The following is a 12,356-nucleotide window of genomic DNA, read 5'->3' on the forward strand; positions in this document are numbered from 1 at the left end:
ACGAATAGTTATTATTTAAAAATCATATTAAATATACTTCATCAAGTACCTGAATATCCTTGATGACCAGTGGAGGTGTATAATCTTTAAAAGGAATTACTTTATCGTGAATTCCTTCAAACAAATTAATATAACTATAATAAAATGAAGCTATAAAAACTTGTTGGTCAAAAGATAATTGATCAAAAGATGTATGTTTTAAAGTATCTTGTCCTTCAACTACAGAAGCTACATCTTGACAACAATTTTTCTTTATTACTGAGCATTCTTCAGATCTTGATTCTTGCTTCATATCCATTCCGCAAGATTCAGCCTTTACAAAATAGCTTGTACCCACTAACATATCACCACAAAAGTGACTGTTAACTGTAAATGACATCGTAGATAATAATACTACAAAAGTCATTAAAATAGATGCTATTTTATGAAATGCTTTTTTCATTTTACTCCACAAAAGTACAAAAAATTAATTTTCAAAAACTTAAACAATCCTTAAAACCATTTTTTATATTTAAAATACCCTAACATTACTACTACTGTAAACAGAATAACACCCCACATTACAAAGTATCCACTACGATAAGTTAGTTCAGGAATATATTCAAAGTTTGTACCATAAATACCCGCTATAAAAGTAATAGGAATGAATACTACCGAAAATATCGTCAGTATTTTCATAATATCATTCAAACGATTGTTTACGTTTGTTGAGTATACAGTAAGTTGTTCGCTTAGCATGTTTTTGTAATTTTCAACCAAATCATAACTTCGTTGAATTAAATCTTGTAAATCATTAAAAAAAGGCTGTTCTTTTTTTGAGATTAGATCCGTTTTAAAATCTTTAAAATTACTTATTGCTTCACGAGCTGGTCGTATTGCTTTTCTAAAATAATTAAGTTCTATTTTGTTTTTATTAATCTCTGCTAGAATATCTTTATTAGGCTCTAGTAAAATTTTATCTTCTAAATCCTCTACTTTTTCACCAAAAGTTTCCATTAAAAAATTGTAATTGTCTACTATCAAATCCAATAAACAATATTTTAAATAAGTAATATTATAATTACGAACTCTTCCTTTTTTATTGCGTAATCTTTCTCTTATTGGTTCAAAAATATCTCCTTGCTTTTCCTGAAATGTAATCAATATATTTTTTGTTAAGTACATGGAAATTTGCTCTGCTTCTAGTCGATGGATTTTTTCATCTAAAAACATCATTTTAATGCTCGTAAAAATGTAATCTTCTCCAATATCTACCTTTGGTCTTTGTCCTGTATTTGCAATATCTTCAAGAACAAGTGTATGAATAGTAAAAAGTTTTCCTACTTCTCCAAGCAATTTAACATCATGCAGCCCATCAATATTAATCCATATTTTTTCATACTTATTTAAATAATCTGAAAGTTCACTTACAGTTTGTAATTCTACTTCGGCTATTGTATTTGTATCATAACCTATTAATCGTATTCGTGTATTTTCTTCCTTTTGATTTCCAACAAAAATTGGGTTCCCAGGAATTACGTGCTTTGTGTGTTTTTGTTTGGTTATAAATCGCGTCATCCTCCTTTTTTAAGCAAGCTTAAATAGCTTATATAATTTAGCAAGAATAATAAGTTCTGATTTATTTTTACCTGCTGTAGAGTTAGAAATTTCGTGTGCAGCCACCAATAAATTGTGAATTACATCTTTAGGAAACTCTTCTTGATGTGTTAAATAGTAGTTTTTGAAATTCTCATAGGCTTCCTCTGAACTTAACTTATCTTTTACAAGGCTTCTTAAAGTTTCATAAACCTGTTCGCTACCAGAGTTATCGGAATTAGACCAGTTCTTTTCAACTCGTTTAACAATACTCTTTTTTTCTTCTACGGTCATGTTTTTATCTGTCATTGAAACAGCATAAAACAAATTGGCTAAACCTTCGTGAAATTCTTCTGTAAAATTCATAATTAAACTATTTCTGGTAATATTAGTATCGGTATTTTACTGTGAAATGCCGATTTTTTAATTACGTTTTCTTCTAATAAACGATTAAAAAAATTGTATTTATGATTTAACAACACTAACAATTCGCTTTGGGTTTCATCTATATGTTTTTCTATAGTTTGAGTTTCTGAACCTTCCCAATCTATCTTTTTATAAGTAACGTTTAAATCTTGCAATAACTCTCGTAGTTTTACTTTATTTCTTTGCTGATTTTCTGTTAAAAAAGTTTCCTCAGATAAATTTACAACTTCTAATCCACTCTTTTTCAAAAGACTTAAGTTAATTAAAAACTGTAATTCTTTTTTTGCATACAATCTTTTATAATTTGTTGAAAAAACTATTTGATCTATTGATTTGTATTTATAGTTCATTGGAACTACGATTAATGGGCAATTATCAATAGCATTAATCATTTTCATGGTATTAGTTCCTATGAAGGTTTCTTCTAAACTTTTTGCTCCTTTCGTTCCTGTTACAACTACATCAATATTCTTTTCTTCTATTGTTTTAGTTACTGCTTTAGTTAATGAATTTGATGTAACTAAGCTTTGGTAAGTGAATGAACTTTCTTCTCTATTTAGAACCTCTAGTAAATACTTTAATTCATCTTCTATTTCATTATCCATTTCGTTAAACCATTTGTCGTTTTTTTCATCACTTAATAGCTCAGAAGGTTGACTTACATAAACATCTAACAAATAAACAGTTGCTTCAACTCCTTTAAATAATTGCTTTGTATAATTTAATGCATTAATAGCGGCTTCGGAAAAGTTATACGGAATCAAAATGTTTTTCATAACGGAATAGAATTATGATTACCTATCAAATATAATTTTTTATTTCGATATTATATTTACTAAACCAGAAGTATATTTGTATTTAAAAAACTTAATCATGAAAAATCGCTTTTTAGAATTGTCTTTCTACAATCCTTTTATACAGTTCTTGCTTTTAGTAGCAACGCTATTTTTTTTGATTCATATTACTAAAAAACTTACTAGATCATATATCGTAAAAAACGCTATTGAACCTCATAGGAGAAAACTCATATTAAACCTAAGCTATTTTTTATATTACACATTAGCTCTCTTTATTTCATTAATTATTTTTGGTATTAATTTTAAAGAAGTAATTGTTTTTGCTTCTTCAATACTTGCTGTACTTGGAGTTGGTTTCTTTGCTCAGTGGTCTATTTTATCAAACCTAACAGCTAGTATTATCTTATTTTTTTACCACCCAATGCGTATTGGCGACACCATAAAAATTATTGATAAAGACTTCGATTTACAAGGTGTGGTAAAAAATATTACAGGCTTTTACGTTCTTTTATATATGCCAGAAGAAAAAAGAGAAATAACTGTACCTAATACAATTATTTTATACAAAGGAATAGAGCTAATTAAGAAACAAAACAACAGCTAATTCACTGTAAATTAATTTTTTAAAAAAAATAAAAAAAAGTTTATTGTATTAAAAAATAGTTTACATTTACGACATCTTATTATATAAGTCGAATGTTACGTTTTACTTATTTCGGTAATAACTTTTACGGGAAGATTAAGAGTTATTTAGTGTTTTGGAAACACAACGAAAAAATTAAGGATTCTTCCATTCCTCAATACTCTCTACCACTGAATTTTTATAAACAGTGCGGTGATTGCTTAGCTTTAAGAGTCTAACTATTCATATTATTTTAGTCTAACAATCTTGTTATAAAACAACAATGATACTTGTTATACAATATATTTAAAAAAGTTTTGGCGCGTGCCTTAACTGCTTTTTGAATTATCTTTCTGTACTCAAAAAACAGATACAACTAAAAATAATAATGAATACTAAATATAAAGACTTAATAGAACAAACGTTTGATTTTCCTCAAGAGGAATTTCACACAGAAAACAACAATTTATTTTTTCACGACATTGATTTAATGCAATTAGTGAAGCAATACGGTGCGCCTTTGAAGTTCACGTATTTACCAAAAATATCTGAAAACATAAATAAAGCTAAGAACTGGTTTCATAATGCTATTGAAAAGCATAATTACAAAGGAAACTACAATTACAGCTATTGTACTAAAAGTTCTCACTTTAAATATGTGTTAGATGAAGCTTTAAAAAACGATATTCACATCGAAACATCATCTGCTTTTGATATTGACATTGTAAAGTCATTAAAAAAAGAAGGAAAATTAAGTGATGATGCTTTTGTATTGTGTAATGGTTTTAAACGCGATCAATACATTGCTAATATCGTTAGTCTAATTGATGGAGGACACACAAACTGTATTCCGATCATAGATAACTATGAAGAGCTAAATTTAATTTTAGAAGAAACTAAAAGTAAATTTAAGGTAGGTATTCGCATAGCTTCGGAAGAAGAGCCTAAGTTTGAATTTTACACTAGCCGTTTAGGAATTGGATACAAAAACATCGTATCTTTTTACGAGCGTGAAATCGCTAACAATCCTCAAGTTGAATTAAAGATGTTGCACTTCTTTATCAATACAGGAATTAGAGACAATGCTTACTATTGGAACGAATTAATGAAATGTTTAAGTGTATATATCAAACTAAAAAAAGTTTGTCCAACCTTAGATAGTTTAAATATCGGCGGAGGTTTTCCTATTAAAAACTCATTAGCTTTTGACTTTGATTATGAGTATATGGTAGATGAAATCATCAACCAAATTAATGAAGCATGTAAACAAGCTGATGTAGACGTTCCAAACATTTTTACAGAATTTGGAAGCTTTACTGTAGGAGAAGCTGGAGGTGCTATTTACGAAGTTTTATATCAAAAAAGACAAAACGATCGTGAAAAATGGAATATGATTAACTCATCTTTCATTACCACTTTACCAGACTCCTGGGCTATTAACAAGCGTTTTATCATGCTTCCCGTTAACAAATGGAACCACAGATACGAACGTGTATTATTAGGTGGATTAACTTGTGATAGCGATGATTATTACAACTCAGAGCAACACGTAAATGCAATATATTTACCTGTGTACGAAAAAGAATCTCCACTATATGTAGGATTTTTTAACACAGGTGCTTATCAAGAAACCATCGGTGGTTTTGGCGGATTACAACACTGTTTAATTCCAACACCAAAACACGTGTTAATTGATAAAAACGAAAACGGTGATTTCACCACTAAACTATTTAAAGAACAACAAAAAAGCGAAGAACTATTATCAATCCTAGGGTACTAGTTTAATATTAATAAAAATGGAAAAAAGAAATTACGCAGGTATTCCTGATCAATACGCAAAGTTAGAAACTGCAAAAGTAGTATTAATCCCTGTTCCATATGATGGAACTAGCACTTGGCAAAAAGGAGCAGACAAAGGGCCAGAAGCATTTTTAAATGCATCTGAAAACATGGAATTGTATGATATTGAAACCGATAGCGAAGTTTACAAAGAAGGTGTTTATTTAGCTCCTGCTGTTACTGAAAACGCTTCTCCAGAAGCTATGGTTGATGCAGTACACGAAACAACTAAAAAGTATATCAACAAAAATAAGTTTGTTACTCTTTTTGGTGGTGAGCATTCAATTTCTATCGGAACAATTCGTGCGTTTAACGAGTGTTTTAACAACTTAACTGTACTACACATTGATGCACATGCCGATTTACGTAAAGAATACGAAGGAACAAAGTGTAACCACGCTTGTGCTGTTTATGAAGCAAGTCAAACTACCAACTTAGTACAAGTAGGAATTCGTAGTATGGATATTACAGAAAAGTCATCAATGAATATGGAAAAAGTATTCTTTGCTCATGACATGGCTGTAAACGAATATTGGATGGATGATGTGATTGATCAATTAACAGGAAATGTTTTTATTACGTTCGATTTAGATGCGATTGATCCTTCTTTATTACCAAGTACAGGAACACCAGAACCAGGAGGATTATTCTATTACGAAACACTAGAGTTCTTAAAGAAAGTATTTACTGAAAGAAACGTAGTAGGTTTTGATATCGTAGAATTATGCCCTAACGAAAACGAAAAGTCTTCAGACTTTTTAGCAGCAAAATTATATTATAAAATGTTGAGTTATAAATTCACTTCTAACATGGAAGATGAAGAAGATTATAGCGATGATGATAGCTCACCATTTAATAAATTATCAAAGTTTAAAAGTAACGACGACGATTATTAAAATGCGCTTAGAAACAATTGCGTATCATTTAGAAAAGCGGATTTTACTCAGTACAGTCCGTAAACAATTTAAATCGTTCAACTTAGTAAAAAGAGAGCATTCCTTTTTGCTATATAAGACTGAAAACAACTCGTATATTTATGTAAAAGACTACGGAAGTGTTGTTTTCATTAATTGTGAAGACGTTATAATAAATGAAGTTGTTAATTTTTTAGCAGGAAAAGAAACAGCAACGCTCAGTCAATTACCATCAGAAAAATATAGCATTTCTTTTTCTGATACGATTGAAGTTGATTTTGGAAGTATCCAAATTAAAGAATTAAACGATGATGTTGCACATACCATCATGCTCAATTTAGCACAATCGGTAGCATTGATGAACTATGTAAACAAAACATCTGATTTACACGATAAAACATTAGTGTACTCGAAGCAATTAGAAAGAACAGGAAATTTTAAACTTTCTAAAGTTCAAATGAGAAAATTTATTGGTAAAACCTTAAATTTAAAAAATAACATTGCCGAGAACCTGTTTGTTTTTGACTCACCAGATGTAGCGTGGAATAATAAAGATTTGTCTGATTTAGATTACAAATTAAAAGACGAATTAGATATTATAAAACGTCATCAAGGAATAGAAAATAGTTTAAACGTAATTAAAGAAAATTTAGATTTATTCAACGATATACTACAACACAGATATAGCAGTATGCTAGAATGGATTATCATTATTTTAATCCTTTTTGAAGTGGTGCAAGTAATTATTGAAAAACTAATTTAAAAACACAAGAGTTTATGAAATCATCCCTTCTAACATAGCAGAAGCAATTTCATAAACTCACAAAAAATAATAAAATGGACAAACCTATAACCAATTTTATAGAAAAATACTTCTTACACTTTAACGCTGCTGCATTAGTAGATGCCGCTAAAGGGTACGAAGCACAATTAGAGCAAGGATCTAAAATGTTAGTATCTCTAGCAGGAGCTATGAGTACTGCAGAATTAGGAAAGATTTTTGCAGAAATGATTCGTCAAGGTAAAGTTGATATCATTTCTTGTACAGGTGCAAACCTTGAAGAAGATATCATGAATTTAGTAGCTCACTCTCACTACAAAAGAGTACCTAACTATCGTGATTTAACTCCGCAAGACGAATGGGATTTATTATTAAAAGGATTAAACCGTGTTACCGACACTTGTATTCCTGAAGAAGAAGCTTTCCGTCGCTTACAAAAGCATATTTTCAAAATTTGGAAAGATGCAGAAGAAGCTGGTGAGCGTTATTTTCCACACGAATACATGTACAAATTATTATTATCTGGAGTTTTAGAAGAGTATTACGAAATCGATTTAAAAGACTCTTGGATGTACGCTGCTGCAGAGAAAAACTTACCAATCGTAGTTCCAGGATGGGAAGATAGTACAATGGGTAACATTTTTGCTTCGTATGTGGTAAAAGGAGAATTAAAAGCATCAACTATGAAGTCTGGAATTGAATACATGACTTTCTTAGCTGATTGGTACACTGACAACTCAGAAAAAGGAATCGGATTCTTCCAAATTGGTGGTGGAATTGCAGGTGATTTCCCTATTTGTGTAGTACCAATGTTATACCAAGATTTAGAAAGAGAAGACACTCCTTTCTGGAGCTATTTCTGTCAAATTTCTGACTCAACAACCAGTTATGGTTCATACTCTGGTGCTGTTCCTAACGAGAAAATTACTTGGGGTAAACTAGACATTGACACTCCAAAATATATTATAGAAAGTGATGCAACGATTGTTGCTCCGTTAATTTTTGCGTACCTTTTAAATATGTAAAGCATGAAGCGAGTTATTGTAGACTATTCAAAGTTAACTACCGATATCTTGGATTTATTGGTAGAAAAGTATCCTGATGGATATGATCATTCAGACATTATTTCCTTTAAAAATAGCAAAGGAGAAACTGTAAAAGCTGTAGAAGTACGTACTGATGACACCTTATTTTTGGTGAAAATTAGTTCTCAATTACAGCAAACTATGGAAGATTATGATTCGGATGATGATGATGACGATGATAGAGATGATGAGTTTGATGAAATTGAAGTATCTGATAATTTCGACAATGATTAATTAACCAGTTATGAACCCAACATTTCACATGTCACTTCCTTGTTTAAGTATTGAGGAAACGATAAAATTTTACACTGACGAATTAGGTTTTAGTGTTGGGAGAGCAACAAATGAATGGGTAGATATTAATCTTTTTAATAATCAACTAACTTTTGTATTAGTTGATCAATTTAAATTTGATTATCCTAACTACCAGTTTGAAAACCATGCGTTACCTACTTTTCATTTTGGTGTAATTGTAAGTAGTGATGTATGGGAAGAAATGTACGACAGAGTTAATTATTGGTTATCAGATCACAGCGTAAAAAAAACATTTTTAAAAGATAAACACGGAGAACATGTATCCTTCTTTATAAAAGACCCAAACGGATATACTTTAGAACTTAAAACCTTTATAGAAGACGACGAAATGTTTATGATGTAAACGCTAATAGTAATGGCATATTACAACTCACAACAAACAGTTACCTTAGTCGGCGTGTATCAAGGATATACAAATGGCTATTACGTTTTTGAATTGGAAAATGGTGATATTATCGATTTTGAACAAATTAATAAAAAGAATCTTGAGCATTTTGATTTAAAATCATCAGCCTTTAAAAACAAAAAGTTTGAAATAACTTATAAAGAAATTTTCGATGATGTAGATGATGAAGATTTAGTTATTTTTAAATTACACGATCTACAATTACTTTAAAAACAAATCCCATTCTTTTCAGAATGGGATTTTTAGTTTCTTATAAAATTTTTAGTATCGATTTATACTGATCAAGATCTATTTTACCACTAAATATCTTAGTCGTTTTCATAATGATTTCTTCAGCAGTTTCTTGTGAAAAACCTAACTGAATAGCATACTTTAACACTAATTTTAACTCAGCCTCATCTATTTCGTGATCTGAATAAATTATTTTAAACAAATCTAGTAATCGCTCAAGTCTATCATCCGTTTTTGTTTGCGGTACTACTGGATATTTTTTTGAGTTTTCTACTATATCCTCATATTCTGCTTCTGTAATATCTAATTTCCTTGCAAAACGGTTTATTAAAGCTTCCTCACTTTCATTTAAATCACCATCAATCATAGCAATATTAACTATAGCACTAAAATGCGCTACATTGTTCCTGTGTTTGCTTGACTCGTATAAATCTACTATACCCATAAATTATTCTATTAGTTTTATTGTTTGTAATACAGGAACTTCAGTTTCATCGTCACTATCTGTAATTTGATAATCGTAGGTGATCTCAAACTCCTGATCTATAAATTTGTTATCATTTAAATTATAAACACTTAATATCTTTTCTGAGACTTTTTCAAAAGTAATTGCTTCTTCATAATCATCTTCATTCAAAAAAGAAAAGGTATACCCATTTTCATCGTACCCGTTAAAAGTTGCCACTACCTTTTTTGGTTCTGTTAAGTGCTCTTTGTTTATTGTTAATGCTAAGTTTACACCTATGAATAATATAAAAACTGCTTTTAATATTGCTTGTTTCATTTTCTTTATAAATTATAATTAATACTTTTTAAATTAACTTGGTTATTAACCACAACAAGCCCAAGTTGCTTTTAGCATAAAACCTCTATGGTTATGCTCGTGGATATAAAGAAAATGATGTTACATAGGCTTCTATTTTAGCTTACTAAAGATACGTTATTTTTCATTGATTTAGTAGACCTCTCTTAACTTTTTAGAAAAAATAACGTTTAATTAAAAAAGACCTAGAACTAGTGTTCAAGGCCTTTTTCGTCTAACCAAACTTAGTATAAAAACTAACTACTACTATTTTTAAAGTCTTTTACTTTTTCTATTCTTGTGCTTACATTATATATGACACTCTTTTTCTTATCTCGTCACATAAAGCGCATAAAAAAACTCAAAAAAAGTTTTTTTGAGTTTTTATACTATACATTTAATACAAATATTTTCTTAACACTATTCTATGTTCAGGAATAGATTTATCGTAATTATCAACCAACAACTCAAGTATTTCTGGTGGCTTTTGCCCTATTTCTTTTTTTGAGTTGAATTTAGACACGTATAAATTATAAGTTAACTCAGTATCTTTAGTTTGTTTTTCAAAAATTAAAAAATGCTGCTCATTTAATTCTGAAAAACAAATATCATTTTCTTGAAATGTTCCAGAATTATCTATAAAAAAATCTGAAAATTCGTAATACCTAAAAACATTCTCCATTCTTACACAATCTCTGCTGATAAGCCTAATTCTAATAGTTTAGAACATCTTGGTTCTAAATCTTTATATTCACCTGTTTTAACAGCACATTTACCTTTGTAATGCACTAAAATAGTACACTGCTCTGCTTGTTCTAATGTATGATCACATACGGTAACCAAACTATCAATTACAAAATCAAAAGTATTTACATCATCATTGTACAAAACAATTTCATGCTCTGTTGTTCCTTGCAATAAGACATCAAGCTCTTCTTGAATTTTTTCTATCGTACTCATTGGTTTTATTTTTGATACTGCAAAGCTACCCAATTATTTCTTTTTATGGTATTTTTTAATGTTAAACCACACTTAGAAACCTCATTATCAATCACTGGAATATCTTCACTATAAAATCCGCTTAATAATAAAACTCCTTCTTCATTTAAACAATCAGTATACGTTTTCATGTCATTTAATAAAATATTACGATTAATATTTGCAATAATTACATCGTAATTTCTACCTTCTAACAACGATGCTTCTCCTTCATAAACTGAGATATGTTTACAATTATTTCTTTCTACATTCTCTAACGAATTTTCGTAGCACCAAGGATCTATATCAATAGCATCAATAGGTTGTGCTCCTTTCATTTCAGCAAAAATTGCTAAAATTCCTGTTCCACAGCCCATGTCTAACACTTTTTTACCTTCAACATCTAAATTAATCAAATGTTGTACCATCATGTGTGTAGTTTCATGATGCCCTGTGCCAAAACTCATTTTTGGCTCAATAACAATATCGTATGGCAAATTCGGGTTTTCATGAAATGGCGCTCTAATACTTACCAAATCATCTACCTGAATAGGATTGAAATTCTTTTCCCATTCTTCATTCCAATTGGTTTGTTCTATTTCTTTGAAATCATATTGAATTGAAAACTCTTCAGAATTTAAAACAAATACGTTATCTAAAACCTCTGAATTCCATTCTTCTTTTTGAATATACGCTATAACACCATTGTCGTTTTCAACAAAACTCTCAAATCCAAGTTCTCCTAATTCAGCTATTAAAATTTCGGTAGCTGGTTCTTTTGGCGTTACTTCAAAAGTATATTCTATATAAATATTATCCATTAAATTGATTTAATTATTAAAACAAAATCTTCAGCTTTCAAAGCAGCTCCACCAATTAGACCGCCATCTACATCTGGTTTTGAGAAAATCTCTTCTGCATTTGATGGTTTTACACTACCACCATATAAAATTGAAATAGCATCAGCTGTTTTATTTCCGTATTCTTTTACAAAAAGCTCTCTTACAAAAGCATGTATTTCCTGCGCTTGCTCTGGGGTAGCAGTTTCTCCTGTACCAATAGCCCAAACAGGTTCGTACGCTAAAATAATATTCTTAAAAGCTTCTTCTTTTAAGTGAAACAAAGCCTTTTTTACTTGGCTTTCAACCACTGTAAAATGATTTCCTGATTTTCTATCTTCTAACAATTCACCGAAACAAAAAATTACTTCTAATCCGTTTGCTAAAGCTGCATCTACTTTTTCTGCCAATAACTCGTCGGTTTCACCAAAATATTCTCTGCGTTCAGAATGTCCAAGAATTACAATATTTACACCAATATTTGTTAACATATCTGCAGATACCTCACCTGTAAAAGCACCGCTTTTTGCTTGATGCATATTTTGAGCAGCAACTTCGATAGACGATTTTTTTGTCTTTTTAGCTGCATAGTGCAGGTTTACAAAACTAGGAGCTATAACCACTCTCTTGTCTTCTCTCAAACCATCTTTTAATTCTTTCTTAAGCTCCTTGATTAACACTTTAGCTTCATCAAGGTTTTTATTCATCTTCCAGTTACCTGCAACTATTTTTTGTCTCACGTTTAT

General features: G+C 30.0%; 18 protein-coding genes. 8 read left to right on the top strand and 10 right to left on the bottom strand.

The annotated features are described in order from the left end of the window. Positions 1-22: 22 nt before the first annotated feature. Genes ACKTSU_RS10810 through ACKTSU_RS10825 form a run of 4 tightly spaced genes read right to left on the bottom strand, consistent with a single transcriptional unit; the run spans position 23 to position 2,777 of the window. Positions 23-442: an HYC_CC_PP family protein gene (locus ACKTSU_RS10810; RefSeq protein ID WP_303507996.1), complete on the bottom strand. Its 420-nt coding sequence runs from the start codon at positions 440-442 to the stop codon at positions 23-25. A gap of 50 nt (positions 443-492) precedes the next feature. After that, a complete protein-coding gene (gene corA / locus ACKTSU_RS10815) occupies positions 493-1,557 on the bottom strand; it encodes a magnesium/cobalt transporter CorA (protein WP_408036395.1) in 1,065 nt (354 codons plus the stop codon). A 9-nt stretch (positions 1,558-1,566) separates the two neighbouring features. Then, on the bottom strand, positions 1,567-1,941 hold the full coding sequence (locus ACKTSU_RS10820; protein ID WP_408036396.1) for a hypothetical protein: 375 nt from the start codon (positions 1,939-1,941) through the stop codon (positions 1,567-1,569). Positions 1,942-1,943: 2 nt separating this feature from the next. Continuing rightward, the gene (locus ACKTSU_RS10825; protein ID WP_408036398.1) at positions 1,944-2,777 is read right to left on the bottom strand and encodes a universal stress protein; all 834 of its coding nucleotides are present in this window, start codon (positions 2,775-2,777) and stop codon (positions 1,944-1,946) included. Between the two features lie 97 nt (positions 2,778-2,874). Between ACKTSU_RS10825 and ACKTSU_RS10830 the strand changes: the two genes are divergently transcribed. From ACKTSU_RS10830 to ACKTSU_RS10865, 8 genes are all read left to right on the top strand, one after another. After that, a complete protein-coding gene (locus ACKTSU_RS10830) occupies positions 2,875-3,402 on the top strand; it encodes a mechanosensitive ion channel domain-containing protein (protein ID WP_408036400.1) in 528 nt (175 codons plus the stop codon). A gap of 406 nt (positions 3,403-3,808) precedes the next feature. Beyond that, on the top strand, positions 3,809-5,200 hold the full coding sequence (locus ACKTSU_RS10835) for an arginine decarboxylase (protein ID WP_408036402.1): 1,392 nt from the start codon (positions 3,809-3,811) through the stop codon (positions 5,198-5,200). 16 nt (positions 5,201-5,216) lie between these two features. Continuing rightward, complete coding sequence (gene speB / locus ACKTSU_RS10840; RefSeq protein ID WP_408036404.1) at positions 5,217-6,155, top strand: agmatinase; 939 nt, start codon at positions 5,217-5,219, stop codon at positions 6,153-6,155. Further along, positions 6,076-6,936, top strand: coding sequence for an RMD1 family protein (locus ACKTSU_RS10845; RefSeq protein ID WP_408036405.1), 861 nt, complete (start codon positions 6,076-6,078; stop codon positions 6,934-6,936). The genes speB and ACKTSU_RS10845 overlap by 80 nt, the downstream gene beginning before the upstream one ends. A gap of 74 nt (positions 6,937-7,010) precedes the next feature. Continuing rightward, positions 7,011-7,979 (top strand): deoxyhypusine synthase family protein, encoded by a 969-nt coding sequence (locus ACKTSU_RS10850; protein WP_274633928.1) that lies wholly within the window; start codon positions 7,011-7,013, stop codon positions 7,977-7,979. Between the two features lie 3 nt (positions 7,980-7,982). Beyond that, a complete protein-coding gene (locus ACKTSU_RS10855; protein WP_274633929.1) occupies positions 7,983-8,273 on the top strand; it encodes a hypothetical protein in 291 nt (96 codons plus the stop codon). 10 nt (positions 8,274-8,283) lie between these two features. Then, positions 8,284-8,697: a VOC family protein gene (locus ACKTSU_RS10860; protein ID WP_408036406.1), complete on the top strand. Its 414-nt coding sequence runs from the start codon at positions 8,284-8,286 to the stop codon at positions 8,695-8,697. Positions 8,698-8,709: 12 nt separating this feature from the next. Next, positions 8,710-8,970 carry a hypothetical protein gene (locus ACKTSU_RS10865; protein ID WP_028890625.1) on the top strand — a complete coding sequence of 87 codons (261 nt, stop codon included), beginning with the start codon at positions 8,710-8,712 and terminating at the stop codon, positions 8,968-8,970. A 40-nt stretch (positions 8,971-9,010) separates the two neighbouring features. On the opposite strand, the gene ACKTSU_RS10870 is transcribed toward ACKTSU_RS10865, so the two are convergent. The 6 genes from ACKTSU_RS10870 to tpiA form a co-directional block, all read right to left on the bottom strand. Then, positions 9,011-9,436 carry a TerB family tellurite resistance protein gene (locus ACKTSU_RS10870; protein WP_408036407.1) on the bottom strand — a complete coding sequence of 142 codons (426 nt, stop codon included), beginning with the start codon at positions 9,434-9,436 and terminating at the stop codon, positions 9,011-9,013. Between the two features lie 3 nt (positions 9,437-9,439). Beyond that, positions 9,440-9,775: a hypothetical protein gene (locus ACKTSU_RS10875; RefSeq protein WP_408036408.1), complete on the bottom strand. Its 336-nt coding sequence runs from the start codon at positions 9,773-9,775 to the stop codon at positions 9,440-9,442. Between the two features lie 415 nt (positions 9,776-10,190). Further along, positions 10,191-10,475 carry a hypothetical protein gene (locus tag ACKTSU_RS10880; RefSeq protein WP_274633933.1) on the bottom strand — a complete coding sequence of 95 codons (285 nt, stop codon included), beginning with the start codon at positions 10,473-10,475 and terminating at the stop codon, positions 10,191-10,193. A gap of 2 nt (positions 10,476-10,477) precedes the next feature. Further along, the gene (locus ACKTSU_RS10885; protein ID WP_120186442.1) at positions 10,478-10,753 is read right to left on the bottom strand and encodes an ATP-dependent Clp protease adaptor ClpS; all 276 of its coding nucleotides are present in this window, start codon (positions 10,751-10,753) and stop codon (positions 10,478-10,480) included. A gap of 5 nt (positions 10,754-10,758) precedes the next feature. Then, positions 10,759-11,592, bottom strand: a complete 834-nt coding sequence (gene prmA / locus ACKTSU_RS10890; RefSeq protein ID WP_408036409.1) for a 50S ribosomal protein L11 methyltransferase — start codon at positions 11,590-11,592, stop codon at positions 10,759-10,761. Next, a complete protein-coding gene (tpiA, locus tag ACKTSU_RS10895) occupies positions 11,592-12,350 on the bottom strand; it encodes a triose-phosphate isomerase (RefSeq protein ID WP_408036410.1) in 759 nt (252 codons plus the stop codon). Before tpiA ends, prmA begins: the two co-directional genes overlap by 1 nt. Positions 12,351-12,356: the final 6 nt, after the last annotated feature.

This window comes from Tenacibaculum aestuarii (genome assembly GCF_964510395.1).
In the GTDB taxonomy this organism is placed as follows: domain Bacteria; phylum Bacteroidota; class Bacteroidia; order Flavobacteriales; family Flavobacteriaceae; genus Polaribacter; species Polaribacter aestuarii.

What these genes read in the sequence shown, in the direction of transcription:
- ACKTSU_RS10810 (WP_303507996.1), bottom strand. Translation starts at nt 442, where the DNA reads ATGAAAAAAGCATTTCATAAAATAGCATCTATTTTAATGACTTTTGTA.
- corA (WP_408036395.1), bottom strand. Translation starts at nt 1,557, where the DNA reads ATGACGCGATTTATAACCAAACAAAAACACACAAAGCACGTAATTCCT.
- ACKTSU_RS10820 (WP_408036396.1), bottom strand. Translation starts at nt 1,941, where the DNA reads ATGAATTTTACAGAAGAATTTCACGAAGGTTTAGCCAATTTGTTTTAT.
- ACKTSU_RS10825 (WP_408036398.1), bottom strand. Translation starts at nt 2,777, where the DNA reads ATGAAAAACATTTTGATTCCGTATAACTTTTCCGAAGCCGCTATTAAT.
- ACKTSU_RS10830 (WP_408036400.1), top strand. Translation starts at nt 2,875, where the DNA reads ATGAAAAATCGCTTTTTAGAATTGTCTTTCTACAATCCTTTTATACAG.
- ACKTSU_RS10835 (WP_408036402.1), top strand. Translation starts at nt 3,809, where the DNA reads ATGAATACTAAATATAAAGACTTAATAGAACAAACGTTTGATTTTCCT.
- speB (WP_408036404.1), top strand. Translation starts at nt 5,217, where the DNA reads ATGGAAAAAAGAAATTACGCAGGTATTCCTGATCAATACGCAAAGTTA.
- ACKTSU_RS10845 (WP_408036405.1), top strand. Translation starts at nt 6,076, where the DNA reads ATGAAGAAGATTATAGCGATGATGATAGCTCACCATTTAATAAATTAT.
- ACKTSU_RS10850 (WP_274633928.1), top strand. Translation starts at nt 7,011, where the DNA reads ATGGACAAACCTATAACCAATTTTATAGAAAAATACTTCTTACACTTT.
- ACKTSU_RS10855 (WP_274633929.1), top strand. Translation starts at nt 7,983, where the DNA reads ATGAAGCGAGTTATTGTAGACTATTCAAAGTTAACTACCGATATCTTG.
- ACKTSU_RS10860 (WP_408036406.1), top strand. Translation starts at nt 8,284, where the DNA reads ATGAACCCAACATTTCACATGTCACTTCCTTGTTTAAGTATTGAGGAA.
- ACKTSU_RS10865 (WP_028890625.1), top strand. Translation starts at nt 8,710, where the DNA reads ATGGCATATTACAACTCACAACAAACAGTTACCTTAGTCGGCGTGTAT.
- ACKTSU_RS10870 (WP_408036407.1), bottom strand. Translation starts at nt 9,436, where the DNA reads ATGGGTATAGTAGATTTATACGAGTCAAGCAAACACAGGAACAATGTA.
- ACKTSU_RS10875 (WP_408036408.1), bottom strand. Translation starts at nt 9,775, where the DNA reads ATGAAACAAGCAATATTAAAAGCAGTTTTTATATTATTCATAGGTGTA.
- ACKTSU_RS10880 (WP_274633933.1), bottom strand. Translation starts at nt 10,475, where the DNA reads ATGGAGAATGTTTTTAGGTATTACGAATTTTCAGATTTTTTTATAGAT.
- ACKTSU_RS10885 (WP_120186442.1), bottom strand. Translation starts at nt 10,753, where the DNA reads ATGAGTACGATAGAAAAAATTCAAGAAGAGCTTGATGTCTTATTGCAA.
- prmA (WP_408036409.1), bottom strand. Translation starts at nt 11,592, where the DNA reads ATGGATAATATTTATATAGAATATACTTTTGAAGTAACGCCAAAAGAA.